Source organism: Veillonella fallax (assembly GCF_020687175.1).
GTDB classification, from domain to species: Bacteria; Bacillota; Negativicutes; order Veillonellales; family Veillonellaceae; genus Veillonella; species Veillonella fallax.
This window is the reverse complement of the sequence record NZ_JAJEQD010000012.1, coordinates 37,749-63,575: the sequence shown is the minus strand read 5'-3', so window position 1 is coordinate 63,575 and position 25,827 is coordinate 37,749. Positions and strand designations below refer to the sequence as shown.

24 protein-coding genes and 1 riboswitch are annotated in these 25,827 nt (G+C 39.9%); of the genes, 19 read left to right on the top strand and 5 right to left on the bottom strand.

All coding sequences use genetic code 11. From position 1 onward, the window contains the following. Positions 1 to 359: 359 nt before the first annotated feature. The 5 genes from LKD20_RS06905 to LKD20_RS06885 all read left to right on the top strand — a co-directional run bounded on the left by LKD20_RS06905 (position 360) and on the right by LKD20_RS06885 (position 3,834). Positions 360 to 1,076, top strand: coding sequence for a DUF554 domain-containing protein (locus LKD20_RS06905; protein WP_005384954.1), 717 nt, complete (start codon positions 360 to 362; stop codon positions 1,074 to 1,076). A gap of 364 nt (positions 1,077 to 1,440) precedes the next feature. Beyond that, positions 1,441 to 1,725 (top strand): type II toxin-antitoxin system RelE/ParE family toxin, encoded by a 285-nt coding sequence (locus LKD20_RS06900; protein ID WP_227721273.1) that lies wholly within the window; start codon positions 1,441 to 1,443, stop codon positions 1,723 to 1,725. Positions 1,726 to 1,741: 16 nt separating this feature from the next. Continuing rightward, positions 1,742 to 2,062: a HigA family addiction module antitoxin gene (locus tag LKD20_RS06895; protein WP_227721272.1), complete on the top strand. Its 321-nt coding sequence runs from the start codon at positions 1,742 to 1,744 to the stop codon at positions 2,060 to 2,062. Positions 2,063 to 2,146: 84 nt separating this feature from the next. Further along, on the top strand, positions 2,147 to 2,500 hold the full coding sequence (locus tag LKD20_RS06890; protein ID WP_005384960.1) for a Spx/MgsR family RNA polymerase-binding regulatory protein: 354 nt from the start codon (positions 2,147 to 2,149) through the stop codon (positions 2,498 to 2,500). Positions 2,501 to 3,060: 560 nt separating this feature from the next. After that, positions 3,061 to 3,834 (top strand): hypothetical protein, encoded by a 774-nt coding sequence (locus tag LKD20_RS06885; RefSeq protein WP_227721271.1) that lies wholly within the window; start codon positions 3,061 to 3,063, stop codon positions 3,832 to 3,834. A 96-nt stretch (positions 3,835 to 3,930) separates the two neighbouring features. On the opposite strand, the gene pgtP is transcribed toward LKD20_RS06885, so the two are convergent. Then, a complete protein-coding gene (gene pgtP / locus LKD20_RS06880) occupies positions 3,931 to 5,262 on the bottom strand; it encodes a phosphoglycerate transporter protein PgtP (RefSeq protein ID WP_349226965.1) in 1,332 nt (443 codons plus the stop codon). Positions 5,263 to 5,442: 180 nt separating this feature from the next. Between pgtP and LKD20_RS09580 the strand changes: the two genes are divergently transcribed. Continuing rightward, positions 5,443 to 5,574 carry a hypothetical protein gene (locus LKD20_RS09580; protein ID WP_005384964.1) on the top strand — a complete coding sequence of 44 codons (132 nt, stop codon included), beginning with the start codon at positions 5,443 to 5,445 and terminating at the stop codon, positions 5,572 to 5,574. Between the two features lie 164 nt (positions 5,575 to 5,738). On the opposite strand, the gene LKD20_RS06875 is transcribed toward LKD20_RS09580, so the two are convergent. Continuing rightward, positions 5,739 to 6,329 carry a nitroreductase gene (locus LKD20_RS06875; protein WP_227721269.1) on the bottom strand — a complete coding sequence of 197 codons (591 nt, stop codon included), beginning with the start codon at positions 6,327 to 6,329 and terminating at the stop codon, positions 5,739 to 5,741. Between the two features lie 361 nt (positions 6,330 to 6,690). Here LKD20_RS06875 and LKD20_RS06870 point away from each other — a divergent pair, with 361 nt between their 5' ends. The 11 genes from LKD20_RS06870 (at position 6,691) to LKD20_RS06820 (ending at position 19,755) form a co-directional block, all read left to right on the top strand. Then, positions 6,691 to 7,209 carry a MarR family winged helix-turn-helix transcriptional regulator gene (locus tag LKD20_RS06870; RefSeq protein ID WP_227721268.1) on the top strand — a complete coding sequence of 173 codons (519 nt, stop codon included), beginning with the start codon at positions 6,691 to 6,693 and terminating at the stop codon, positions 7,207 to 7,209. Between the two features lie 160 nt (positions 7,210 to 7,369). Beyond that, positions 7,370 to 7,768, top strand: a complete 399-nt coding sequence (locus LKD20_RS06865; protein WP_105089942.1) for a hypothetical protein — start codon at positions 7,370 to 7,372, stop codon at positions 7,766 to 7,768. An 88-nt stretch (positions 7,769 to 7,856) separates the two neighbouring features. Continuing rightward, entirely contained in the window at positions 7,857 to 8,627 is a 771-nt protein-coding gene (locus LKD20_RS06860; protein ID WP_105089941.1) for a carboxymuconolactone decarboxylase family protein, read from the top strand. A gap of 86 nt (positions 8,628 to 8,713) precedes the next feature. Continuing rightward, positions 8,714 to 9,340, top strand: a complete 627-nt coding sequence (locus tag LKD20_RS06855; RefSeq protein ID WP_024047872.1) for a site-2 protease family protein — start codon at positions 8,714 to 8,716, stop codon at positions 9,338 to 9,340. 315 nt (positions 9,341 to 9,655) lie between these two features. After that, positions 9,656 to 9,889, top strand: a complete 234-nt coding sequence (locus tag LKD20_RS06850) for a (2Fe-2S)-binding protein (protein WP_024047871.1) — start codon at positions 9,656 to 9,658, stop codon at positions 9,887 to 9,889. A gap of 216 nt (positions 9,890 to 10,105) precedes the next feature. After that, on the top strand, positions 10,106 to 11,254 hold the full coding sequence (locus LKD20_RS06845) for a glycoside hydrolase family 3 N-terminal domain-containing protein (protein WP_105093744.1): 1,149 nt from the start codon (positions 10,106 to 10,108) through the stop codon (positions 11,252 to 11,254). Positions 11,255 to 11,640: 386 nt separating this feature from the next. Next, on the top strand, positions 11,641 to 12,792 hold the full coding sequence (gene fucO, locus LKD20_RS06840) for a lactaldehyde reductase (protein WP_227721267.1): 1,152 nt from the start codon (positions 11,641 to 11,643) through the stop codon (positions 12,790 to 12,792). 455 nt (positions 12,793 to 13,247) lie between these two features. Continuing rightward, positions 13,248 to 14,798: a ClC family H(+)/Cl(-) exchange transporter gene (locus tag LKD20_RS06835; protein WP_105093742.1), complete on the top strand. Its 1,551-nt coding sequence runs from the start codon at positions 13,248 to 13,250 to the stop codon at positions 14,796 to 14,798. Positions 14,799 to 14,838: 40 nt separating this feature from the next. Next, positions 14,839 to 15,633, top strand: coding sequence for a sulfite exporter TauE/SafE family protein (locus tag LKD20_RS06830; RefSeq protein WP_227721266.1), 795 nt, complete (start codon positions 14,839 to 14,841; stop codon positions 15,631 to 15,633). Between the two features lie 493 nt (positions 15,634 to 16,126). Further along, the gene (locus LKD20_RS06825; protein WP_227721265.1) at positions 16,127 to 18,949 is read left to right on the top strand and encodes an FAD-binding and (Fe-S)-binding domain-containing protein; all 2,823 of its coding nucleotides are present in this window, start codon (positions 16,127 to 16,129) and stop codon (positions 18,947 to 18,949) included. A gap of 191 nt (positions 18,950 to 19,140) precedes the next feature. Beyond that, positions 19,141 to 19,755 (top strand): tetratricopeptide repeat protein, encoded by a 615-nt coding sequence (locus tag LKD20_RS06820; protein WP_227721264.1) that lies wholly within the window; start codon positions 19,141 to 19,143, stop codon positions 19,753 to 19,755. 432 nt (positions 19,756 to 20,187) lie between these two features. Here LKD20_RS06820 and LKD20_RS06815 read toward each other — a convergent pair whose 3' ends face one another. Both LKD20_RS06815 and LKD20_RS06810 read right to left on the bottom strand, forming a co-directional pair. Further along, positions 20,188 to 20,565 carry a type II toxin-antitoxin system HicB family antitoxin gene (locus LKD20_RS06815; RefSeq protein WP_227721263.1) on the bottom strand — a complete coding sequence of 126 codons (378 nt, stop codon included), beginning with the start codon at positions 20,563 to 20,565 and terminating at the stop codon, positions 20,188 to 20,190. Between the two features lie 9 nt (positions 20,566 to 20,574). After that, a complete protein-coding gene (locus LKD20_RS06810) occupies positions 20,575 to 20,673 on the bottom strand; it encodes a hypothetical protein (protein ID WP_255621316.1) in 99 nt (32 codons plus the stop codon). A 324-nt stretch (positions 20,674 to 20,997) separates the two neighbouring features. On the opposite strand from LKD20_RS06810, the gene LKD20_RS06805 reads away from it, so the two are divergent. Further along, positions 20,998 to 21,900: a DUF3829 domain-containing protein gene (locus LKD20_RS06805; RefSeq protein ID WP_227721262.1), complete on the top strand. Its 903-nt coding sequence runs from the start codon at positions 20,998 to 21,000 to the stop codon at positions 21,898 to 21,900. Between the two features lie 125 nt (positions 21,901 to 22,025). On the opposite strand, the gene rarD is transcribed toward LKD20_RS06805, so the two are convergent. Next, the gene (gene rarD, locus LKD20_RS06800; protein WP_227721261.1) at positions 22,026 to 22,922 is read right to left on the bottom strand and encodes an EamA family transporter RarD; all 897 of its coding nucleotides are present in this window, start codon (positions 22,920 to 22,922) and stop codon (positions 22,026 to 22,028) included. A gap of 269 nt (positions 22,923 to 23,191) precedes the next feature. Next, positions 23,192 to 23,367, top strand: a riboswitch (cobalamin riboswitch). Between the two features lie 293 nt (positions 23,368 to 23,660). Between rarD and LKD20_RS06795 the strand changes: the two genes are divergently transcribed. After that, a complete protein-coding gene (locus tag LKD20_RS06795) occupies positions 23,661 to 25,823 on the top strand; it encodes a methylmalonyl-CoA mutase family protein (RefSeq protein WP_227721260.1) in 2,163 nt (720 codons plus the stop codon). The last annotated feature ends 4 nt before the right edge of the window (positions 25,824 to 25,827 follow it).

The following is a 25,827-nucleotide window of genomic DNA, read 5'->3' as shown; positions in this document are numbered from 1 at the left end:
CTTGACATTTATTAATGTCCGAACCATGACGTTGTTCTAATTTAACCCAGTCCCTTATTTGTTTATGAAATGTATCTGTCCTTACACCGTCAGGTGTCTCGGGCCATTCACCTTGATAGAATAATTCAATTGCTTTTCTTTTAAATTCATAACTATATCTCATGAAAATACCCCCTTTACTGGTTGTCCAGTAAAGGGGGTACATATCATACGGGATAGGGGCTTTTTGCTATATGTTTTTATCTAGGGCCATATGGCATAGATTGGTTGTATACCACGATAAATTGATTTATTTCGATATAGTTGGTATACTGATGATGAAATAAGCTATTACTTTCACAATTTAGAAAGGGAAATATATGATTGGTTTGGGCACGGCCATTAACATTGGCCTTATCATAGCCGGTAGCTTGTGCGGTCTCGCATTCGGCCGGTTTATGAAAGAAAATTTGAAACAGACGCTCATGATGGTGAGCGGTATTATTGTTCTCCTCCTCGGGATGAGCGGTGCTATGCAGTATATGCTAGTCATCGTGAACGGAACGATACAAACGACGGGGCCTATGCTGATGATCATTAGCATGGTGGCAGGCGCCGTAATTGGTGAGCTCATCGACCTTAATCGTTGGATCACGGTATTTGGTGACTGGGTAAAAGCCAAAACTGGTAACACTGGTGATCCGCAGTTTACGCACGCCTTTATTACGGCATCCCTTACGTTTACAGTGGGAGCCATGGGCGTACTCGGTTCTATTCAAGACGGCTTAACGGGTAATTACCAAACGCTCTTATTAAAAGGTATCCTCGACGGTATCATCGTTATGGTTATGGTATCCTCTATGGGGAAGGGCGCGTTGTTCTCCTTTATTCCTGTAGGGATTACTCAATGGATTATTACCGCTATGGCACACATCGCAGCACCGTTGATGACACCGAGTGCCATCGATAACCTATCCTACGTGGGCTCTATTCTGATCTTCTGCGTTGGTATTGACCTCATCTGGCCTGGTAAAATCCGTATTGCGAACCTATTACCAGCCATCTTTGTAGCTATGGGGCTTACATTCTTGCTCTAATGTAAATCGTATTATGAATACTAAGAAAAATAATATATAGATTTTATAAGAGACCTATATTCTCTAACCTTTCACTGCTGTACTTTGCACATGAGAGTCTAGAGAATATAGGTCTTTTTATATTTGTAGCCATTATAAAAGTTAGTACTAATATTTGCTGATCTTCAAGTGATGACTAGAAGTAGATACATTCCAAAATAGGTGACCAATAGAGTCAGAAGAACAGTAGGATTTGAGTACTGTTTTAGAGAAATCTTTTACCGAAATCATTTATAGAATAAAGTTATTCCACAATATACCTGAAATACAGGTATATATTATTGAGTTATACCTGTAAAACAGGTATAATCAAAGGAGAGGTTCTATGATTATCGGATTTAAAGATAAGGAAACAGAAAAGGTTTACCATCAGAGTTTTTCTAAACGCTTTTCACCGTTTATACAAAGATTAGCTCTTCGTAAGCTAATATTATTAGATAATGCTGAATCGATACAGGATTTAAGATGGCCACCTGGTAACCGATTAGAGTTATTGCAAGGCAATCGTTTTGGCCAGTATAGTTTACGGATTAATAGCCAGTATAGGTTATGTTTTAAAGTGAAAGATACTAATAGTTTTTATGATGTAGAAATTATAGATTATCATTAATAGAGAGGGGATATATATGGACAAGTTTATTCTAACACCTACCATTAGTGAAATATTGAAAGAAGAGTTTATGGAGCCATTAGGACTATCTGCTTATCGATTAGCTAAAGATATACATGTACCTGTTTCACGTATTCAGGAAATCTTGAATGGGACGCGAGCTATTTCAGCAGATACCTCTCTACGTTTAGCTAAATACTTTGGTGTTTCTGAAGGATATTTCTTGCGGTTGCAGATGGATGTTGATTTACGTACCGCAAAGCATAGTGCAGGGATGGAGGAAGTATTAAGCTCTATTGATCATTGTAATGGATTAGAACCTGTGGATTGTCAATGAGATATTGATAATTTTCGATATATTTGGTACACTTATTTTATAAATAAATCGTTATAACATTATGTATTACTATAAGGAGACGCTATGTTATTCGTTGAATATCCTAAATGCACAACATGCAAAAAAGCAAAGAAATTCTTAGATGATCATAATATTAAATACACAGATCGTGACATCAAGTCTGAAAACCCTACAGCTGAAGAAATTGCTGCATGGTACCCACAATCTGGTAAAGACTTAAAAGCATTCTTCAATACATCTGGTATGATTTATCGTGAACAACAATTGAAGGATAAATTGCCAAACCTTAGTGAAGAAGAAAAACTAGCTTTACTAGCATCCAATGGTATGCTTGTAAAACGTCCTATCTTGGTTCTTGAAGACAAAGTGCTCGTTGGCTTTAAAGAAGCAGAATGGATTGAGGCGTTGAAGCTCTAATTTCATATTAGTTAACCGAAAGAACAGGTCCCTAAAAGCCTCCATAGCGAGCTAAGTCGTTTTTAGGGACCTGTTCTTTCTACGTCTAATAAAGAAATAAGAGCTTTCAACTAAAGCTCTTAAGGGAATGTCATTTTTAGAGATAGGTGCTTTTCTTTTTATATGAAATTAGGATCTTCAACTTAGGCCTATTGGAAGGCCTCCATAGTGAGCTAAGTCGTTTTTAGGAATCTGTTCTTTCTATGTCTAATAAAGAAATAAGAGTTTTCAACTAAAGCTCTTAAAGGAGAAGTCATTTTTATAAATTTATTCTTTTGGTACTACATAAAGAAATTGTAGTTCTTTATCATTTATCGAAAAAAATGATTTGTATATAATTCGCATATTTTGTATAATGGTTACATTGTAGATATACCCCTATGGGTACATAGATTTATCAAATAATTTAGGTTCATAGGGTTTTGAATTAATTTAGGTATAGAGAGTTCTGAATTAATATTGTGTTGTTTTTGTTTTATTTCCGGAGTAAGTAAGGCCGGTTCTAGTGTATAGAGGTCTATATGAAATTTTTACAGTCTTTATCGGCGCAGGTGTCGTTGTTCACGCAAGGTGCTATTTTGGCGCTAGGTGTTTTATTTATTCTATTAGATGCCATCACAGAGTCATTCAATCCTGTTATTGACTTGGCTTGGGTGACGGTTCTCGTTTGTGGTTTGCCGCTGCTCATTAATAGCGTTCAAAGTATTTTGAAGCATTTAGAGATCCATGCTAATTTCCTTATTGTTGTGGCCATGGTAGCGCTCATTTCCATTGGCGATTATCATACGGCGGCCTATGTGGGCCTCATCGTACAGGCTGGCTTTTTCTTGGAACAGCTTATCACAGGCGAGTCACATTATACCTTAGATGATGATATGCTTCCTGCCATGCCATCTCAACTCGTTGCTATGCGTCAGGGCATTAACAATTATTCATCTGTTATTGTTGTGGCTGTATTGCTATTATCTATGGGTTCCTTTGCATTGACACAGGATTTCATACATACCGTAACCTTGTTATTGGTACTATGCCCGTGTTCCTTGGAGCTTATCTTAGTGGCGCTCATGATGGGCTCTCTTGTGGATGATGCATCTCCCGTATCAGAGCTTTCAAAAGGAGCAAAGCAGTCCCATTTAGGCCTACTCATCGTGTCCATTGTATTCCACATTGCCATTATCGGTGCTGGTGTATTTGGCTTCATTGATCCTGTTACGGCTGTTGCATTGCACGGTTTGGCGCGACTTGGTCTCGTGTATAATTTGAAAGTTTTAAATGGTTCTTTGTGCGTAGCATAGAATGTAGTGAAGTATATAGTTTTAGACATAATAAAATCCCCTAGTAACGATGTGTTACTAGGGGATTTTTGTGTTCAAACAACTGTTAGTTGTAGATTACTGTTCTTTTGCTTGGGATTTATCACCAAGTGTGAGAAGTAGGAATACGATAGCGAGGATACATGCACCAACGAGTGCTACGAAGCCGCCATCCCAACCATAAAGGTCAACCATGAGACCCATGAAGGCACCAGCACCAGCGGAACCGATGAGGTAACCAAGAAGGCCTGTAAGACCAGTAGCGCCACCTGTTGCTACACGTGGTACCATGTCTGCTGCTTGTAGGCCGATCATCATAACAGGACCGTAGATGAGGAAGCCGATAGCGATAAGTGCTAAGTTATCGATAAGGATATTGCCTGCTGGGTTGAACCAGTAAACAAGGATTGCCAAGATAACGAATAGCATGAAGCAGATTGTAGCTGGAGCACGGCGGCCGCGGAATACACGGTCACTCAAGTAGCCGCTTACAAGCATGCCTGGAATACCAGCCCATTCGTATAAGAAGTAAGCCCAACGAGAACCTTCTTTTGAAAAGCCTTTTACAGCTGTCAAATAAGTAGGAGCCCAGCTTACTACGCCATAACGGATGAAGTATACAAAGATATTCGCAATTGCAAGATACCATAAGTATTTGTTATGCAAAATATATTTGTAGAAGATTTCTTTGAAAGTAGTTTTGTTTTCATCACTTACTTCAGTTGCCACTGGTTCGTGTTTGTATTCTTCGATAGGTGGTAAGCCACAGGATTGAGGTGTATCTTTCAATAAGAAGAATGTAACCACAGCTAACACGATAGAAATAAGAGCAGGGAAGAAGAAAATACTATGCCATGTACCAAATAGGTAGATACCTAACGTAGCAAGAGGTGCGATGATACCGCCACCAAGATTGTGGGATACGTTCCACCAAGACCACCAAGCACCGCGTTCAGAACGGGAGAACCAAGTTACCATATTTTTCGCATATGGAGGATAGCCCATACCTTGGAACCAACCATTTAAGAAGGCGAGCACGCACATGATAGGAATACTGCTTAAAACACCAGGTAAGGTGCCGAATAATAACATAACTAAAGCACTGAGCAATAGACCTACTGTGGAGAAGTATTTTGGGTTAGAGCGGTCAGACGCATTACCCATGACAAATTTACTTACACCGTACGCTACGGATAAGAGGGTCATGACAACACCAAGATCCGCTTTAGTGTAGCCGTACTCAGCAATCATGTACGGAACAGCTAAACTAAAGTTTTGGCGAATCAAATAGAATGTAGCATAACCAATAAAAGTACCTGCAAAGACTTCTTTGCGAAGACGTTTGTAGGTGGAATCGATTTGCCCCTCTGGTAATCGTTCAATATGAGGAGCTGGAGAGAAGATTGACATCATCACACATCCTTTCTACAAAATGTCATTGTAATCATACCATGTATGACTAAAAGTCGACTATATTTTATTTTTAATTATGATAAATAGTTATTTTAACGCACCATTATGGGGCTGGCGCATAGGTTGTAGAACATTAAAATATCTTCTATATAAAAATCCATTTGATTATCAAGATATATGAACGATGCGCCAGCCCTTAAGAAATCTGATGTAGGCATCGCCATGGGCGGTGTAGGCAGTGATATTGCTGTAGAAGCAGCAGATATCGTTCTTGTAAAAGCCGCTCGTAAACGCGTATTTGAAGAGTAATTAAAATTCATCCACTGATCTGATTGCTAAGATGTCATGAGCTAAAACGTAATATAATCAATAAAATAGCGCTATCAATTCTGATAACAACTCTGTATGAGTAGTGGAATTGATAGCGCTTTTATTTTGCTTTATTGTGTATATGCGAAGCTCTTGATGTTACATTAATCTACATATGTCACTTTGTAGCCTTTTGGCTCGATTTCACGGCGGTTAAGGCCGTTTGGTAAGTCTGGATAGCCGATAGCCAAGCTAGCGTAGACTTTTTCGTCTTCTCCAAGGCCTAGCTCACGCATTTTAGCTTGGATGCGTTCGTTGTCTTGAAGATGGCGGATTTGGTTAACCCAGCAGCTGCCAAGGTCGAGCTCGTTGCAAGCAAGCATCATGTTTTGCATTGCACATGACACGTCAGCAAAGTTGTTGGCATAACTTGGTTTGCTAGCCAATACGATAAGTACAGGCGCGCCATAGTTAAATACAAACTTGCCTTCTGCGGACATTTTGATGATATTCACCATGTAAGGTAATGTATTTTCTGTAATCGGCATTTTGCCGTATTCCTCTTGAACGAGTGTTACTAACTCTTTGAGTACATCTTGGTTCGTAATGACCATGAAATGTGTCAATTGTGTATTACCGCCAGATGGAGCACGGCGGCCAGCATCGAGGACTTGATCGATAAGTTCTCGAGATAATTGACCCGCTTTAAACTTACGCGTACTATGGCGAGTTTTAATACATTCTAAGGTTTTCATATAGTCCTCCTATTATCAATCAGTTTTATATAGAGTTTCTTTTATTATACTACAGGACATAGATCTAGAAAGAAATTTAGAATGAGATTTAGAAAGAGCTGCAGAAGATGCAGCACATGGCGGGATGTGGTATTGAATTCTAATATCAAAAAAATTTATTAATAGTTTCACAGCTTTATGGTGTGATTTCTGCCCATAAATTCTATAGATGCACTCATTTTCTTAATAAAAAAGAAAAAATATATTAATTAATTGACAAATTTAAAAATTTATGTACAAAGTAGGTTTTTTACGTTGACTGCTTGCTGTAGAATTGTGTACAATTAATTTGTAGATTATTGTGTGCATATGGAGGTAGAATATGGCAGAAATTGGCGTACTGGAAGGTTACAAACATAAAGAAGATGTACCTGATGCAGAGTACATGAAATTAGACAACCAATTGAGCTTCCCACTTTATGTAGTGGCGAAGGAAATTGTTAATGCATATCGCAGTCACTTAGATCCGTTAAATTTGACATATACTCAATACATCGTAATGATGGCATTGTGGCAATATGGTGATTTGTCCGTTAAAGAACTAGGTCAAGTATTGCGCCTTGATTCTGGTACATTAACACCACTTTTAAAGAAATTAGAAGCTAAAGCATTCTTAAAGCGTAAGCGTAGTCGTCAAGATGAACGTGTCGTTATGGTAACCCTTACTGATACTGGTAAAGCATTACGTGACGAAGCAGTTCATATACCGCGCCGCTTGTCTGAATCTGCAGGTCCGATTTTCGACGTAGAAGAAACGCGTCAATTGCGCATGTTGCTTAACAAATTGTTAGACGCAATCGATAACGCTAATGCTAGAACAGCAGAGAAGCTTAAGCGCTAATGTAGTGTACTTTAGTAAGATCTCATATGCATACATTCTGTAATTTAATATATCTAATATTTTCATAAAATGTGATATACTATACATATAACGTATTGTACTGAGGTCATGTGAGATATGACCTGTTCGTGAGATGCCGTTCAGGCAAAAGGAGAGCATTATGAATAAAAATTTATTAGGCGCATTTGTATTAGCCGGTACATTATTAGTTGGTGGTGTTGCTAACGCAGCAAACTGGAATGGTTTAGCTAACTATCCAGAGGTTCCAAACAGTGCAAATGGTTCTGAAACATACTTCTTTGATAAAGCATCCCAATTCAGTGGTATTGATAGTAGCCGTAACTATGTATTCGGCATTAATGTAGTGAATATGCATAACAACCAATATGGTGAAGCTACATTGTTCAAATACATTGTTCACCCAAGCTTGCATACTGTATATCGTTTCTCTCCAGATGGTCAAGCGTACCAAATCACTCCTGGTTCTAATGAATACAACATGTTCTTGGCTGCTTGGAAAGAAGTATACGGCACTGATTTCTCTTTCCCAGCTTTATAATTTGATGGCGCAAGCCGTAATAATTACATAACTATTGCTGGTGAAAGCTCCTTTGGGCTTTCACCAGTGTTGTTTATGGAGGTTTCCTATGTCTAAATCTGAATTTGCTCAAGCCTATACGGAGCGCATGTTCCCTGATATTGCAGCCCCTGCAGGTTATATCGACCCTGAGTTTGAAGTATTGTTTGATAATTTTGCCTTTGACGAAGTTATTACCGAAGAGGGTCGCAATGTGCCTGCCAAGGATCGTTTCTTGGCTATCCTTGCTACATTAGTGGGTGTATCTGCCGTCGATGAATATGCGTTGATGCTACCAGCAGCACTTAACTTTGGCTTGATTCCCGATGAAGTAATAGAGCTCCTTTATCAAGCTGTGCCATATCTTGGCATCGGTCGTGTGCGTCCATTCTTTAAGGTCACAAATAAGATTTTTGACTATCGTGGGGAAACTGTTGTAGATCCATCTCGCAGCACAATCACTAGTGAGTCTCGCCTTGAAAAGGGCGTTGAAAAGCAAGTTGAAATCTTTGGTGAGTCTATCCGTAATTCTTACCAAGAAGGCCCTGAAGAGACACGTCATATCAAGAAATGGCTTGCTAATATGTTCGGTGACTACTACACGCGTAAAGGCTTGAGTGTGGCTCATCGCGAAATGATTACCTTCTGTTTCTTAGCGGCTCAAGGTGGCTGTGAACCTCAGCTTAAGGCTCACGTAGAAGGCAATTTGAACGTAGGCAACAGTAAACAATATTTGATTAACATCGCATCCCAATGCGTGCCGTACATCGGTTATCCTCGTACATTGAATGCCCTTCGTTGCATTCAAGATGGCTACACCGCATGGGAAGCTAAACAATAAAAATTTATGTAATACATCAACGTGTTATGTAATCTATATATGATATATAGTTCATAAACATGTTAGGTAACATATAAAGGAGTTTTATGTTTGATTTAAATCCGATACAGATATTAGCTAGTATTCCTGCTATTATCATCGTTTTTTCTGTCTTTGGATATGCAGAGGCCAAAGTAGCTACCTGGTTTGGCGATCCAACACCTCGGATGGCGGGGCGCCTCACATTATCTCCTTTGGCACACCTTGATTTAATAGGTACTATCTGTATCATTCTAGTTGGATTTGGCTGGCCTAAAGGGATGGCTATTAATCCATCTTACTTTAAAGACCCACGCCGTGATATGAGTCTACTTGCTTTTGCAGGTCCTATAGCAGGCCTGATTACAGGGTTCGTATTTACTTTCATATACGTACTTTTGGGTAATTTGAATCTTATGCAGTCTCCGGGTTTACCAATGGTTATGCAATACATTATTTTGTATAGCATCGGCCTTTCCATTTTCTGCTTAATTCCATTCCCACCATTACCTGGTTTTAATATCATTTTGCCGTGGCTACCGACAGAATGGCAAATTAAATATTACCAATTAGGGATGATTAACTTGATTTTCTTTATCATCCTTATTAATACACCGATTATTTCTATGGTAATCCGTCCATTGCAACAAACAATTTTCAAAATTTACTTTGCAATCATTGGGACGATTTTATAAATATATTTGGTGAAAGCCTCTACCGTATAGGTGATAAATCTATGGTAGAGGCTTTTTTGTGTTATAAGTATGAACAAAATTATGGTTATATTTATATTAAAAACTATCGATATAGTTCTTAATATATGATATACTGTGTATAGAAATCGTAAATTTTCGATATATTAATGTTACAGTGTATTATTAGATACTATGGATAGAGTAAATTGATCTACTATATCGATATGTAAATCAATACACTAAATCGATACATTAAATTGATACATTAAATTGATATAGTATATAGATATTCAAGTGAATAGAAGAGGAATACATATGGATTTTGAAGAAAATCAAGTGCCAGAGGCGATTCTGGACAAGCTTACAAAGGTGTGTACATGCCGTAGCATTACACGTAAAACGATTAAAGAAGCCATTTTGAATGGTGCTCATACATTTCCTGAGGTAAAAGAAGCAACTCGTGCTGGCACAGGCGCTTGCGGTGGTAAAGGCTGTGGCCCTCGCATCGTAAAGCTCTTAGCAGAAATGAAAGAGCAAGGTAAAATTTAAAACTAAGCAAAATTTAAGACTAAGCAAAAGTTAAGCGTAAATTTACTCTTAACTCATATAAAGACTATTACTTGGAATCAATACGGTATGTATTCGTAGGTTTTGAGTAATAGTCTTTTTTACGCTATCGATTCACGAGATGTATTGGCGTTTTGGGGTTGTCTTTATTATTTGATATACTATACATAATACTTTTTAGAGATTTTGGAGGTATATATGTTTCGACGTATCGTAGCAGCTACGATGATTGGCGCGTTGGCGCTTACAACGGGTTGCGGTTTACATAATCCATTTACTTCTAAGGCGGAGCCTGTGACCTATGAATCTGTGGCTCAGAGCGAGCTTTCACCAGAGGAAAAGGTGGATAAATTAGTAGCTAATATGTCTGATGCAGACAAGGTGGGCCAATTGTTGATGATTGGTATTCATGGCAAGACATTGAACGATGATGCTAAGTTTATGCTCAATGAGTACCGCGTGGGCGGCATTATCTTATTTGATCGCAATATGGAGTCCAAGGATCAAGTGAAATCGCTCATTGCGGATATTAATAAAACTGGTAAAAGCGCCGGTTTAACGCCATTATTCATCGGTATCGACCAAGAGGGTGGTGCCGTGGCGCGCATGGAGGATCAGCTCATCAAGGTTCCTCCTGCAGAAGAGTTAGGTAAGGAACCTATTGAGAAAGCAGTATCCTTGGCCAAACAGTCTGGTACGGAACTTAAAGACTTGGGATTCAATATTAACTTTGCTCCTGTAGCGGACTTGGGCTTGACCTATGGTCGTTCCTTTAGTACGAATCCTGATGAGGTCGTACGCTATGCCAGTGCAGTAGGCAAGGCTTATGATGAAGCGGGCTTGTGGTATTCTTACAAACATTTCCCGGGTATTGGTAAAACAGACGTGGATTTACATGCTGATACCAGTGTTGTGCCAGTATCTAAGGAAACATTGCTGAATGAAGATACGAAGGTATTTGTAGACCTTATTAAACAGTCTAAACCGAATACATATGCAATTATGGTGTCTCATGCGATGTATCCTCAAATCGATCCAGACCATCCATCTAGTCTATCTAAAGCTATCATTACAGACTGGTTGCGCAAGGATATGGGCTATAACGGCGTTGTCGTAACGGATGATATGGATATGGGCGCTCTTGCAAAACACTACACCTTTGGCGATATGGCGGTTCAATCTATCTTGGCTGGCAGCGATATCTTGCTCGTATGCCACGAGTACGAACACATGCAAGAAGCGTACAATGGCCTTATGAAAGCCGTAAAAGACGGCCGAATCTCTAAAGAACGACTCGATGAATCTGTGAAACGGATTTTGCTTATGAAGATAACTAAAATTTCTTAGACTATTTGTTTTTGTTGCAGGAATTAATTAACCATATAACGAATATAGAAAGTGGAAGTACTATTCATTGAAATCGCATCTGAGTTGACACTCAAGGGAGAACTTTGTTATAGTTATTACACAGAGAAACTGTGCGAAGCTTACGGGCAACGTACAACGCTCGTCGACTCAAGGGTCGGCGAGCTTTTTTGTTTGTAGGAGGGACTTATGTCTAAGCCGTTTAAGTCTTTAGATTCCCTATTACGCTTGATGAGAAAACGAAATATTACAATAATTATATAGTGTATACATAACACAGCTTCAAGGATTTTAATAAACCGATAGAGAATTACTTAGTATAGTTATTCTCTATCGGTTTATTTTTTATTCGTTAGGAGTGAATGTATATGGCTCGGAGAATTATGTTGAACGGTACGTCCTATTTTGGGCAAGGGGCGATTCAGGAGATTGTGAACGAAATTAAGAATCGCCATTTTAAAAAGGTTCTTGTTACGTCTACACCTGATCTATTTGAGTTTAAGGTGGCTACAAAGGTAACAGACCTACTTGATGCGGCAGGTATTGCTTACGATGTATATGACAATATTAAGCCAAATCCAACCATTGAAAACGTAACATCTGGTGTGGCTGCTTGTAAGGCGGCAGGTGCTGAAGCTATCGTTGCTGTAGGTGGTGGCAGTGCTATCGATACAAGTAAGGCTATTGCTACGATTATTACAAATCCTGAGTTCGGCGATGTACGTAGCCTTGAAGGATTGGCACCTACGAAACATCCATGCTTGCCGATTATCGCTGTGTCTACTACATCTGGTACGGCTGCAGAGGTTACGATTAACTACGTTATTACAGACGTTGAAAAGAATCGTAAATTCGTTTGCGTTGATCCTCATGATATCCCAATCGTAGCCATTGTAGACCCTGATATGTCCGCATCGATGCCAACTGGTCTTTGCGCATCTACCGGCATGGATGCCCTCGTTCATGCTGTGGAAGGATATATCACCAAAGGTGCATGGGAACTCACTGATATGCTTCATTTGAAAGCCATTGAAATCATTGGTCGTTCTTTGCGTAGCGCCGTAGCTGGTGATTTCGCAGGCCGTGAAGCCATGTCCTTAGGTCAATACATTGCAGGTATGGGCTTCTCCAACGTAGGCCTCGGTATCGTTCACTCCATGGCACATCCATTGAGCGCTGTGTACGATATCCCTCATGGTAAAGCGTGTGCTATGCTTTTAACAGCAGTCTTGAAATTCAATGCCCCAGCAACAGGCGAAAAATATCGTGAAATCGCTCGCGTTATGGGGGTTCCTGATGTAGACAGCATGGATCAAGAAACATATCGTCAAGCAGCTATCGATGTGATCCAAAAACTAGCTGACGATGTAGGCATTCCTAAATCCCTTAGCGAAGCGGGCGTAAAACGAGAAGATATTCCATTCCTCGCTGAATCTGCGTTCAACGATGCATGTACACCTGGTAATCCACGGGATGCATCTATGGAAGAAATCATTGGTATCTATGAATCCATATTCTAAGGAATTTTAGGATTTGCTAGTATATAGTGTTTCATGATGTATAGGATTTAATACTATAATGTGGTATCAATATTTAGACTAGTCTAAATATTTTGCTAGTCTAAATAATCTAATAGTCTAAATGATGCCTAGCTCTAGCCCTAAGAACTTTACATCTTTAGAATCTTTACATATTTCAGATGCCTCCGAATATGTAAAGAAAATACATTTACACACTTGCTTAACAAAACTAGCCATCTCGTTTTAGAGGTGGCTAGCTTTGCGTTTGAAGTCCTATGGAATGTCTTATGACTCGAAATTTTAATTTCGCATTTAGTGAGATAGCTGTTTGATACGTAATCCTTTCTTGAAAATGGTGGTTTACATAAGTATACTAAGGATATGAATACATAGTTTGGTTGTATGTATGTTACTAGATAATAAGCCAGATTTGGTCAGTGCTAAGGAGGAATGTTATGAAGCTATGGAAATTTAATAAGCGAAGTTCTACCTTAGCAGATATGTCCATGAATCGTATGTTGTTGACGGAGCTCATTGCGAAGGGCGCTCTTGTGGGCGTGATTGCAGGCTTTTGTGGTGCTACATATCGTTATCTAATCCTTGAATCTGAGCATATTCGCTGGCATTTGATGGATGGCATTACCCTAGAATGGGCCATAGGCTGGCTTGTGATGATGGTCATCTTTGCCTTTATCGTAGATCGATTGCTTGCATGGGCTCCATTGTCTGGTGGTTCTGGTATTCCTCAAATCGAAGGGGAAATGCTAGGGCTCTTTGATATGAAGCCGTATCGGACGCTAGCTTCCAAGATGATTGGTGGCGTGTTGACTGGTTTTGCCGGCTTCTCTGTAGGTCGTGAAGGTCCAGCCGTACAAATTGGTGGCTCTGCCGGCAAGATTGTGTCCTATTGGATGAATTCAGGGCTGCGTGAGCAGCGCATCTTGACCTCTGCTGGGGCAGGGGCAGGCTTAACGGCTGCATTTAGTGCACCCGTATCGGGGGCTATGTTCGTCTTTGAAGAGGTCCATAAAAGCTTCTATCCGTACCTCGTTGTGCCTACTTTCGTGGCTACCTTAATTTCTAACTATATTACGGTTAGTATCTTCGGCCTCGAACCGGCCCTTGGATTTTCGGTGACCTCCGGTGTACCTCTTGAGTACTTCCCAGTCCTTCTTATGGTTGGCGTTATCATGGGTCTCTGTGGGGTGTTCTTCTGTCGCATGATCTTTGCATTTAAGAAGTTCTTTGAATGGCTTAAATGCTCTCGGTTCTTGAAATTAGCCCTTACCTTTGTGACTGTGGCCGTTATCGGCTATGACTCGCAACTTCTCTTGGGCGGTGGCAATGATCTTGTGGGGCAGCTAGCCTTTCAATCTCATGGTGTCTTGCTCTTGGGGGGCATCGTATTAGGTAAGATTTTGCTTACTACCTTCTGCTATGGCAGTGGTGCGCAAGGCGGTATATTCTTGCCTATGCTCGTTATAGGGGCTTCGGCAGGCGCCTTTTGTGAAAGCTTGCTTTCATCAGTGGGTATCATCGCGCCTGATTTTGTACCGCAATTCGTTATTTGCGCCATGGGTGGTATGTTAGCGGCGGCTATGCGGACTCCAATTTTGGCGATTTTGCTCGTTCTTGAAATGACGAATAGTTTCTCCAATATTTACGCCATCGGCATTGTTACACTGGTGGCCTACCTTGTGGCAGAACTATTAAAAGAACCACCTATTTACGATTCCTTATTACAAGCTATGAGTGGTCAAAACAATTTAGAATCTGTACAAACCTTCTTCCAAACGAAGGTACCTGTAGTAGCGAATTATACAGATGTACAATTACAAGACTTGGCCTTGCCAGATGGGACACTCATCGTAAGTATTCGTCGCAATGGAACATACATTGTGCCGTTAGGGGATGTAAAACTTGAACCAGGTGACGAACTACAAGTCTCTTGTGAACGAGGACGATTAAAAGCAGCGAAAGAATTTTTCCAATCGAATCAGATATAGCAAAGAGCTTTTTCCAATCTAAGTAAAGGGAGGCCCCATTATGTTGGATAATATTATAGTATTTTATATCTTCTTTACTATAGTTGGCTTTTTAGCCGCTATGCTTGGCACCATCATTGGTGCCGGAGGGGGCCTTGTATTTGTACCTCTCTTTATGTACTGGTTCCCTGAGTGGTCTCCATCTATGATTGTAGGGACATCGCTATTTTCTGTTATGTGTAATGCCATTTCTGGATCCATTGCCTATATTAAACAGAAAAAGGTACTCATCAGCGCAGCTATTGTATTTAGTTTAGCAACTTTACCAGGTGCTATCTTAGGTGCTCAAATGTCTGGTTGGTTCTCTGGTAAAGGCTTTATGTTTGCCTTTGGGTGCTTTATGCTCTGTGCTTCTGGTTTGATTGGGTTTAAGAATTTCCGCAAAGGGGAGCGGAAGGAAGAAAGCCTTACCCTTGATCAGCTAACATATAGCAAGCCTATCGGTATTAGCATTAGCTTCTTTGTAGGTTTTATCTCCAGTATCTTTGGTATCGGCGGTGGCCTCATCCATGTGCCTGCCTTGATTTATCTCATGGGTTTCCCAACCCATATGGCTACAGCTACGAGCCAATCTATCTTGGCTGTATCTACAACGATAGGTGTTATAACACATTTAATTGAAAATCATATTGTATTTAGTATTGCTATCCCTACTAGTATTGGTGCTATCTTTGGTGCCCAAGCAGGGGCGCGCATTGCTAAACGTTTGAAAGCAAAATCTATCCTTGCCCTCATGAGTGTGGCAGTCTTTGCGTTGGCAGTACGCCTTATTTTGAAATCTGGTATTCTTGGATAATATAAGCCCTCTAGTGGTTGCTCGTAAGAGTTATCACTAGAGGGCTTTTTATATGTAAAGAAACTATGAATAGGCATATTAGATAGGTAATTAAAAAGGTATGAGTAAAAGTCATAGTTAAATATAAATGAGAACGAGAAAACTAAAACAAATAAATTATACCGAATTTATGCATAATTTTTGTAAACTATTTCCTATAGAATTATATGCAGTGTAACTCATGTTTTATGGGATGTTTAGCACTCATTTGTTATGGCGTTATGAATATGCTTAGTAAATAAAATAGTTTTAATATAACATATGAAAAGATGAGTATATGATAATGCTATTGAGATGCACTTTCAACTAAAGAAATAAAAAAGCTGTGCATATCGAGAATTGTTAGGAGACATATAATTTATGCATAATTATAGTAGTGAGAATGAGAACGGCGTATACTAAATATAAGACATTATAAGATATATTCCTTAAGAGAGGATAGGAGGAAATATAAGTGAGTACGCTTACTAGAGATTATGAACGTTTTGCCAAGGAGGCAAAAGAGATTTGCAAAGATCGTGTCTATACTGACCATTTACGTCGTTATGCATATGGTGTTGATGCGTCCTGTTATAGCTATTTACCAAAGGTTGTTGTAAAGGCTGAGGATGAACGTGAAGTACGACGCCTTATTCGTTTGTGCCAACAATGTGGTACACCATTTACATTCCGTGCGGCTGGTTCTTCTTTGTCTGGTCAATGCTCCAGTGAAGACGTGCTCATCGTATGTAATGATGGCTTCAAAAAAATGGAAGTTATCGACGATGGCAAGGCTTTAAAATGCGAATGTGGTGTTATCGGTTCTGATGCCAACGATTTGTTGAAACCATACAACCGCAAAATCGGTCCAGATCCAGCTACTCTTGCAACAGCATTAGTAGGCGGTATTTTGAACAATAACTCCTCTGGTATGTGCTGTGGTACGGCTCAAAACTCCTATAAAACAATCCGTTCCATCCGCGTTGTATTACTAGATGGTACTGTTCTTGATACATCCGATAAAAAATCCATTGAACAATTCCTTCGTGAAAAACCTCAAATGGTAGAAGAAATCTTGCAATTGCGCAAAGAAATTTTAGCCGACGAAGAATTGACTCATTTGATTCATCACAAATACAAAATCAAAAATACTACAGGCTATGGCTTGAACTCTCTTGTTGATTTCGAAGATATCATCGACATCATCAACCACTTGTTCATCGGTTCTGAAGGTACATTGGGCTTCGTATCTGAAATCGTGTACAACACCGTTGAAGACGTGCCTTATAAAGGCTGCGGCCTCATGTTCTTCAAAACATTGAACGATGCATCCTTGGCGGTTGTAGCGTTAGCTAATATGGGCCGTGAAAAGGTTGTAGCTGCAGAAATGATGGACTATCAATCCTTGAAAGCCGTTCAATCTCTAGATAATGTACCTGACTTCGTTCGTGAAGTGCCAGAAGGTACAAGTGCTATCTTGTTCCAAACTGAAAGCTATTCCAAAGAAACTGTAGATGAAAATCTAGCTTTTATTAAAGATAAATTGAAAGACATCCCAACAGCTATCCCAAGTCTTTACTCTCAAGATCCTAAGGAATACGATTCCTGGTGGGCTATCCGTAAAGGTATCTTGCCAATCGTTGGTGGTCAACGTAGAAAAGGTACTACTGTTATTACAGAGGATGTATGCTTCCAAATTGAAGACTTCACTAAGGGCATCGAAATGATTACGGAATTGTTCCATAAATACGATTTCGTAGACGGTGGTGTAATCTTCGGTCATGCTTTGTCTGGTAACGTTCACTTTAACATTACACCTGACTTCAGCGACCCTAAAGATACTAAAAACTTTGGCGACTTGGTAAAAGAAATGTCTGAACGTGTATCTGGTTTCGGTGGTTCTTTGAAAGCCGAACATGGTACAGGCCGCATGGTAGCACCATTCGTTGAAATGGAATGGGGCAAAAAAGCGTACGAAATCAACCGTCGTATCAAAGCCATCTTTGACCCTGAACGCATCTTGAACCCTGATGTTATGATTACTGATGACCCAGATGTGTACAAGAAAAACCTTAAAGCTCAATGCGTTATCGATGATGCTTTCACAATCTGTATGGAATGTGGTTTTTGTGAAAAACATTGTCCAAGCCGTAACTTAACATTGACTCCACGTCAACGTATCGCATTGTTGCGCGAAACTAAACGCCTTGAAAACGAAGGTAACTTCACATTGGCATCTGAACTTAGAAAAGGTTACGAATACTTCGGCGTAGATACTTGTGCTGCTTGCTCTATGTGTAAAGGTCTTTGCCCACTTAGCATCGATACTGCTCAAATCGCATTGTCCATGCGCCGCATCGATCCACCTGCACCAGAATTGGCTAAGAAAATCTACGATAACTTCTCCACAACACTTCAAATGTGTCGTGCTGGTGTAAGTCTTGAAGGTATTGCTGGTTCTATCATTACACAAAAAGCGATTTCTAAGATTACTGAAGGCTTACATGGCGTAACAGGTGTTACACCATATGTACCTAAAACAACTCCTAAGGCTAATCGCTATAAATTGAAAAACCGCATTAAACCTACTAACTTTGAAAAGGTTGTATACTTCAGTACTTGTGCGAACCGCGCATTCAAACCTAACCAAGGTTATGACGATGATCGTAGCTTACAACAAGTTGTGGAAAGCCTCTGCAACAAGGCTCATATCGATATTATCTATCCTCAACATATTGAAAACCTCTGCTGCGGCTTGAGCTTTGAAAACTACGATGACGTTCACGAACGTGCTGTTAAGGACTTGCACGATGCATTGATGAAAGCATCTCAAAATGGTAAATATCCAATTGTGATTGACCATAGTGCATGCTTCAACCATGCGTTCAAACACATGCCAGACTTAGAAATCAACGATATTTCTGAATTCTTGTGCAAATACGTAGTACCTCATCTCGACATTGAAAAATGCGATGAACGCGTAATCGTACATAAACAATGTAAGATTAAATCTTTGGGTAAATCCCAATACATCGAAGACTTGGCTCGTCTATGTACAGACCATGTATTCAACATTAAATCCTTCGCATGCGACGGCTTTGCTGGTCAAAAAGGTTTCTTCACACCAGAACTTAACAAAGCGGCTACAAAAGACCTTGCTGGTGAAATTGCTGAATACGGCGCAACACTAGGCGTAAGCTCCAGTTCCACATGTGAAATTGGTCTTGGTGAAAGCGGTGGCATCCCATTCGTAGGCGTTGCATTCCTATTAGACCGTTGCTCTAAAGCAAAACAATAAGATTTATAACATTACCTACCATATAACGAAAAAGGACGAGTTGCGGCTCGTCCTTTTTTGTATATAGTTTTGGTATAATTGTAATGGTATTAAATAAATTATAAGTTACTACTACATGTTGTCATCATATTAAATAATGAATATATACGACATAATGTGGTTGTATTATATAGATAATATAGAGGTATGGTATGAAATATATTTTATTATGTCTTTGTTTGCTTAGCCTATTAGGTTGTGGCACAGACACTAAGACCCAGCAAGACTCTAAACCTACAACAACAGCTAACGAACAAGCTAAGACAGATCAAGGTCAAAATCAAGATGCTCATGTAATGGCAGCTAAGCAGGCTTTATCCTCTGGCGATTATGCTAAAGCTATTGAGGAATCATCAGCTTCTATTAAGGATAATCCTAATAATGCTGAGGCGTACTCCATCCGTGGCTTCGCTACGGCGTTAAATGGTGATACAGCTAAGGGCTTAACAGATACTAAAAAATCATATGACCTAGATCCTAATAATGTAGCGAACTACTACAACATGGCTATGGTGTACAAATTACAAGGCCAATTAAATGAGTCTAAACAATGGTTTGAAAAGGTATTAGAAAAGGACCCTAGTAACACTTGGTCTGTGTATGGCATTGCTACTATTTATGCAGACCAAGGGGATGATACGAAGGCCCTTGATTGGCTTGAAAAAGCGATTACAATTGATCCATCTGTGAAAGCCGTAGCTGCTGAACAAGACCATTTTGAACGCTTTCACAATAATGCGCGATTTAAAACATTAGTAGGATTATAGGCATGGATGTGAAACAGATGATTCGCCTTATTATAAAGGCGATAGGATTTATATATTGGTTTGTTTTTCTATATCTTGGTGGTCTAATGGTCGTAGACTGGTCAGGGTTTATGTCCCAACATAATATAGAAACACCTCTATTCCTTACATACTTAGTATTTGTAGGATGTTTTGTAACACCGTATATTATGCTGTATTGGAAGAAGCTAAATCCTAATGTGAAAGTTCCATTTTTGGTGCGCCATCTCTCCGAATTTATGGCGCGATTAGAAGATCGCCATAGCATATGGTTTGATGTGCTATATGTACTAAAATTATTGCTCTATTTCGTAACAATTCTGTGGATGCTTTGTATCATATTACTCACCTTAGCAGTTATTGCGTGGACAGTAGTCCTAATTTTGCTGAGTAATTGATGATGTACATTTACATTTACATTGTTTTCTCTACTAATACTTCTTGTAAAAGTTGAGAAAAATTAATTCCTTTAGCTAGCGCTCGATCATTTAGCCATGCAGGAATTGTTAAGGTTTTCTTTACGGATTTACTATTTTTAGCTAAATCAATATCTGTTTGCACTAATGTAGGATACGTTGTATCCGTACAAGGTAAGTTGCGAATAGATGTAGGTGTAGGTAAGCTTTCTCCATCCTCTAAGGCACCTAAAATATATAGTTCCATTGCCTCTTGGGCATTAGTTACGAGCTCTGTTAGCGTTGAGCCAGTACTGCTAGTATATTCTAAGTCTGGAAACTCAGCCCAGAAACCATCAGCATCATCATGGATTATAGCAGGGTATATAAATTTCATAGATCCTCCTCATTTTAGTTCTGTACGTTTTAAAATTGCATTTAATAAGCCGATAGGTACATCTTTTCCGTGTACGGCAATTACTTCAACTCGATTATCTTTTTTCAAGCGATGATGACTGCCGCGTTCCGTACATCCTTCCAGCCGTTTTTGAGTAGCAGTTTTAATAGATCTTTATCCTTCATATGCTCTCCTTTTATGGTAACACGTGTATACGTATAAAACAATTGTTAGGAGTTATATATTCTTATTTATAGTCTAACCGTATATAAAGGAAAACAGGGGTGACCATTGGTCACCCCTGACTCTATTAGTCACTTGACAAAATAGATATATGATTTATACGCATTAATTCTATTTATATAAATCATATTGGTATATAATTAAAGTATATAAATAGGGTTGTATATTGATGAAAGGAGAGAATTCATCATGAAACCATTGGGTAAACGGATTGCAATGGCTGTGTTGTGTGCGGCTACATTGACATCCCCCTTATTGTTGAGCGGTTGTAGTATGTCAGAATTATGGCAGGGCACTGAACAGAGTCGCAAGGAAATTGCGCAGCGGTCTGAGCAGAATCAGGTACAGTTATTTAATCAATATGTAAAAGCAATAAGCCGATTTAATCGTATGGCTGTAATGTTTGATTATGCGAATAGGCCAACTATTAATGAGTTAAAAGCGGGGCAGCATTTAACTGTATTTAATGCGCCGAACTTTAAACAGCTACAAAAAGAATTAGAAGAGGCTAAGCAAGCAGGTATTCCGTATGATGAAATGAAGGAGCCTTTAGATAAGCTACTTTCAAAATTAAACGAAATTACACCGGTTGCGGAAGAACTTGATGCATACTATAAATCTAAAGGGTATACTACAGATAACTATGCTAAGGAGCAACAATTAGGCCCTAAATATGTTCAGTTATACGAACAATTTATTCCTATTTATGCTGACTTTGATAATTTGATGCATAAGATTAACACGGACCGATTGCAACAACGGTTGCAACAATTGCGTGATGCAGGTAAGAAAAATGCAGCCGCTGCACAAGAGGTTTCTTTGCGACTTACTGCAGTCCTAGAAAAGCTAGATAGTGAAAAAGAACCAGATGTAAATGCGATCAATCAAGAGCTACAAGCTATTGGTGATTTAGCGAATGGTATTTCTAGCCCTAAGTATGACCCTGTTAAGACCTCTGTAAATTCTACGATTGGTGCGATCCGTACCTATATGGGATCCAAACAAGATAACGATTATAAACATATGGTTGAGGCCTATAACCGTTATATTTCAAATATGAATACAACCAATATGAATGAATTGGATCAATAAGCAAGCTAGAAGAATAGTGTGATAAATTAATAGGCATATATAAGATATAAAAAGAAAGCTGTATCGAATGAGGATATCATTTGATACAGCTTTTTTAGTTGATTATTATATTGTTAGTATATTACTTACTTTTTTAGGCTAATGCGCGTTGTAATTTGATTTGATAATGAGAACAATACTAAGGCTATCCAGATACAACCAAAGGCGATCATTTGTGGTGTGCCAAAGCTTTCACCAAAGTAGAAAATAGCTAGCAACAAGGCAATAGTAGGGGATACATATTGTAGGAAGCCTAGTAGGTTGAGCGGCAACAGTTGGGCGCCATAGGAGAATAGCACCAATGGAACCGATGTAGTCAGACCGCATGCTATGAGTAGCATGGATGTATACCAATCTGTTCCGAAATAGGACCACACTGTATTATCGACCATGGTCGTATAGAGTAAGGCTAGTGGTGTTAATAGCCAAGCCTCAAAGGCGATGCTTGTAAAGGGCGAGATGAGCAGTTTCTTTTTTACGACCCCATAGAGACCGAAGGAAATGGCGAGGATCATCGACACTAACGGCAAGGATCCCACTTGATAGGTGAGCAAGACGATGCCGATGGTAGCGATGAGGACGCTTAGTTTTTTCGGTACAGATAGAACCTCTTTAAATAGGATGACACCTAACACTACATTAAAGAGTGGGTTGATGTAATAGCCAAGGCTCGTGTCCATAATTTGGTTGTTGGCGATGGCCCAAATGTAGGTAAACCAATTTACGCTGATGATGACTGATGCTAGCAACAGTAGTAATAGTTGTGAGCGCTGTTCTTTTAGTAATTGAAAGTCCTTTTTGAACTGTTTAAAATGTAAGCCAAATACAACGATGGCCATGCAAATGCCTGACCAGATAATGCGCTGCGCCAGTATATTATATGGTGAAACATGGTTTAATAATGCCCAATAGAGAGGGAGTAAGCCCCAGATGATATAGCAACTAAGGGCTGTCATTAGACCTTTTTTACTTGTATGCTCCATAATGCCTCCTTGTGATTGTATTCATTATATCACGCATTGTGTTTGCATTTGTGCGTGGGCTTAGATTTTATGATGATTTGTACTCGATTTATAACTCGATTTGCAGACAATGAATACGTATATTTGATAGCGATGAATACGTGTATTTGAAAGTGATGAGTTTTTATCATTTTAAATATGCATTAGTTATAACCTAAAATTTGATACTTATGATTAACTGTTATGTTCATTGACTTTGTGCATAATCTTACACTATATTGGACTTAGAACAACGAATATAGAGAATAGGTGTCGCAAGACTTAATAGAGAAATCGGTACAAGCCGATGCGGTCCCGCCACTGTAAGGACGAGCCTGCTTTCAAAAATGTCACTGGAGCAATCTGGGAAGGCGAAAGCAAGGCGATGAGCCCGAGCCAGGAGAACTGCCTATTTGATAATCACCGTTATGTACCTACGAGCGATAGGAAGGGGATTGAGGTATGCTGGTTTCAGTGTTTTTTGGCATACTTTTCAACAAGGAACCTTACGTGTCACTTTTGGGTGGCACGTTTTTTGTTGCCCTTGAAAGTGACTGTTGAGCATATACATCAGGCTTTATTGTTAGTAAACTGATGGACACAGATTTGAGGTTGATGTGATCCATAGATAGGAAAGCTTTGGTGGTGTATAAGCATAACAATTGTAGGTACGGTGCGCTGTTTCTCGGTATGGTTTCGAGTTGAAAAGGAGGCACATATATGTCTGACAAAAAGACTTCAAAGGATGCTGAACGCGATCTATTAGCTCCTGTATCCTTTGATGAATTTGAGAAACCTACGTATGAACAATGGCAGGCAGAGGTTGAAAAGGCGTTAAAGGGTGGCGACTTCCACAAGAAGATGTTCACGAAAACCTATGAAGGTATTACGTTGCAGCCGATTTACACACCTGCATTGCATGCAGAAGCAATTCCAAAGGGCGTATACCCTGGGGCAGGTGAGTTCTTACGTGGCACTAAGGCAAGTGGTTATATTAAAGACTCTTGGGGTGTATCCCAATATGTAGATGACTCTTTGCCTAAAGATGCTAATCATGCAAGTTTATACGAGATTGTAAAAGGTGGCACTATTCACAATATCCGCCTCGATGAAGCAACACGTCATGATCAAGACGTGCAAGTAGGCGCATCTGTTGGCGTTGGTGGTACATCTGTATCCACCATGGATGACTGCAAACAATTAATCGACCGCTTCAATTTGAAGGAAAACCCTTTGTACATTGAAACTGGTGCTTCTGCAGCCATCTTGCTTGGTATGTTAGCGGCTACAGTGAAAGGCGCTAAAAAACAAACGTCTGACTTGAAAGGTCTCGTTGGTGCTGACCCTATCGGCGTTATGGCGAAAGACGGTGCTTTGCACATTTCCTTAGATACAGCCTTTGATGAAATGGCACATACTGTTGTATGGGCTAAAGAACAGGCACCAGAGCTTAAAACAGTGCTTGTATCCGGCGATGTATACGCTAATGGCGGCGCTAACGATGTGCAAGAGGTTGCCTATGCATTGGCAACGGCTGTGTGCTACGTGCGTCAATTAGCACAACGTAACATCGACATTCACACCATCGCGAAGAGCTTGATGTTCACATTCTCCTTAGGTGCTAACTTCTTTATGGAAATTGCTAAATTACGTGCCTTACGCGTACTTTGGGCTCGCATTATGGAAGCTTTCGGTGCTGAAGAAGCGGACCGCGCCGTTCATGTACACGGCAGAACATCTGCTTTCACAAAAACTGTATACGACCCATATGTAAATTTGTTGCGCAATACGACACAAGCATTCTCTGGCGTTGTAGGCGGTTTGAACAGCCTTGAAGTATCTCCGTTTGACCAACCAATTCGCAAAGCTGACGATTTCTCTCGCCGTATTGCTCGTAACATCCAAGTTATGTTGCAAACTGAATTCGAGTTGCGTCAACCTGTGGATCCTGTAGGCGGTTCTTGGTACGTGGAAACATTGGCTGCTGAACTATGTGAAAAAATTTGGGCTGAGTTCCAAACCATCGAGTCTAAAGGAGGCATTATTGCAGCCTTGAAAGAAGGCTATCCTCAAGCTCAAGTGAAAGCAATCCTCGAAGAACGCTTCAAGAACCTTGCATTCCGTAAGGACGTTGCAGTTGGTAACAACATGTATGCGAACATGACGGAAGAATTGCTTGATCCAAAACCAGAAAATCAAGAAACATTGCGTCAAAAACGTGCTGCTCAAATTGATGAGTACTTGGCAGGTGCAGAGGCTGATGCGGTTGTGAAAGCACAGGCTACTCTAGAAGCAAGTACAACAGAACCAGGCGCGTTGATTGGACTTATTGAGCTTGGTGCATTACAAAAATTGACAATCCGTCAAATCCGTAAGGCTTTAGATGCCGGTGATATTGCTTCTGAAACAATCGAACCAATTACAGCACATCGCTGGACTGAACAATTCGAAGCCCTTCGCATGCGCACGGAAGCGTATAAACAACGTACGAAAGACAATGTGAAGGTATTCTTGGCTAATATGGGCCCAATCCCTCAACATAAACCTCGTGCGGACTTCTCCACAGGCTTCTTTGAAGTAGCGGCATTCGAAGTCATCAAAAATGATGGTCATGAAACAACGGCTGATGCGGCTAAAGCGGCTCGTGAAAGTGGCGCCGATGTGGTAGTTATCTGTTCTACAGATGATACGTATCCTGAATTGGTTCCACCACTTGCAAAAGAATTGAAAGAAACTATGCCGAATGTAACGGTTATTTTGGCAGGGGCACCTTCTAAGGACCTAGAGCCTGTATATCGTGAAGCTGGCGTAGACGACTTCATTTCCGTTCGTGCAAATTGCTACGAAATCTTACATACGTTACAAGATAAGAAAGGGATGTGAGCTC

Bases quoted from the DNA above. Each gene is read 5' to 3' on its own strand.
- LKD20_RS06905 (WP_005384954.1), top strand. From the start codon at position 360: ATGATTGGTTTGGGCACGGCCATTAACATTGGCCTTATCATAGCCGGT.
- LKD20_RS06900 (WP_227721273.1), top strand. From the start codon at position 1,441: ATGATTATCGGATTTAAAGATAAGGAAACAGAAAAGGTTTACCATCAG.
- LKD20_RS06895 (WP_227721272.1), top strand. From the start codon at position 1,742: ATGGACAAGTTTATTCTAACACCTACCATTAGTGAAATATTGAAAGAA.
- LKD20_RS06890 (WP_005384960.1), top strand. From the start codon at position 2,147: ATGTTATTCGTTGAATATCCTAAATGCACAACATGCAAAAAAGCAAAG.
- LKD20_RS06885 (WP_227721271.1), top strand. From the start codon at position 3,061: ATGAAATTTTTACAGTCTTTATCGGCGCAGGTGTCGTTGTTCACGCAA.
- pgtP (WP_349226965.1), bottom strand. From the start codon at position 5,262: ATGTCAATCTTCTCTCCAGCTCCTCATATTGAACGATTACCAGAGGGG.
- LKD20_RS09580 (WP_005384964.1), top strand. From the start codon at position 5,443: ATGAACGATGCGCCAGCCCTTAAGAAATCTGATGTAGGCATCGCCATG.
- LKD20_RS06875 (WP_227721269.1), bottom strand. From the start codon at position 6,329: ATGAAAACCTTAGAATGTATTAAAACTCGCCATAGTACGCGTAAGTTT.
- LKD20_RS06870 (WP_227721268.1), top strand. From the start codon at position 6,691: ATGGCAGAAATTGGCGTACTGGAAGGTTACAAACATAAAGAAGATGTA.
- LKD20_RS06865 (WP_105089942.1), top strand. From the start codon at position 7,370: ATGAATAAAAATTTATTAGGCGCATTTGTATTAGCCGGTACATTATTA.
- LKD20_RS06860 (WP_105089941.1), top strand. From the start codon at position 7,857: ATGTCTAAATCTGAATTTGCTCAAGCCTATACGGAGCGCATGTTCCCT.
- LKD20_RS06855 (WP_024047872.1), top strand. From the start codon at position 8,714: ATGTTTGATTTAAATCCGATACAGATATTAGCTAGTATTCCTGCTATT.
- LKD20_RS06850 (WP_024047871.1), top strand. From the start codon at position 9,656: ATGGATTTTGAAGAAAATCAAGTGCCAGAGGCGATTCTGGACAAGCTT.
- LKD20_RS06845 (WP_105093744.1), top strand. From the start codon at position 10,106: ATGTTTCGACGTATCGTAGCAGCTACGATGATTGGCGCGTTGGCGCTT.
- fucO (WP_227721267.1), top strand. From the start codon at position 11,641: ATGGCTCGGAGAATTATGTTGAACGGTACGTCCTATTTTGGGCAAGGG.
- LKD20_RS06835 (WP_105093742.1), top strand. From the start codon at position 13,248: ATGAAGCTATGGAAATTTAATAAGCGAAGTTCTACCTTAGCAGATATG.
- LKD20_RS06830 (WP_227721266.1), top strand. From the start codon at position 14,839: ATGTTGGATAATATTATAGTATTTTATATCTTCTTTACTATAGTTGGC.
- LKD20_RS06820 (WP_227721264.1), top strand. From the start codon at position 19,141: ATGAAATATATTTTATTATGTCTTTGTTTGCTTAGCCTATTAGGTTGT.
- LKD20_RS06815 (WP_227721263.1), bottom strand. From the start codon at position 20,565: ATGAAATTTATATACCCTGCTATAATCCATGATGATGCTGATGGTTTC.
- LKD20_RS06805 (WP_227721262.1), top strand. From the start codon at position 20,998: ATGAAACCATTGGGTAAACGGATTGCAATGGCTGTGTTGTGTGCGGCT.
- rarD (WP_227721261.1), bottom strand. From the start codon at position 22,922: ATGGAGCATACAAGTAAAAAAGGTCTAATGACAGCCCTTAGTTGCTAT.
- LKD20_RS06795 (WP_227721260.1), top strand. From the start codon at position 23,661: ATGTCTGACAAAAAGACTTCAAAGGATGCTGAACGCGATCTATTAGCT.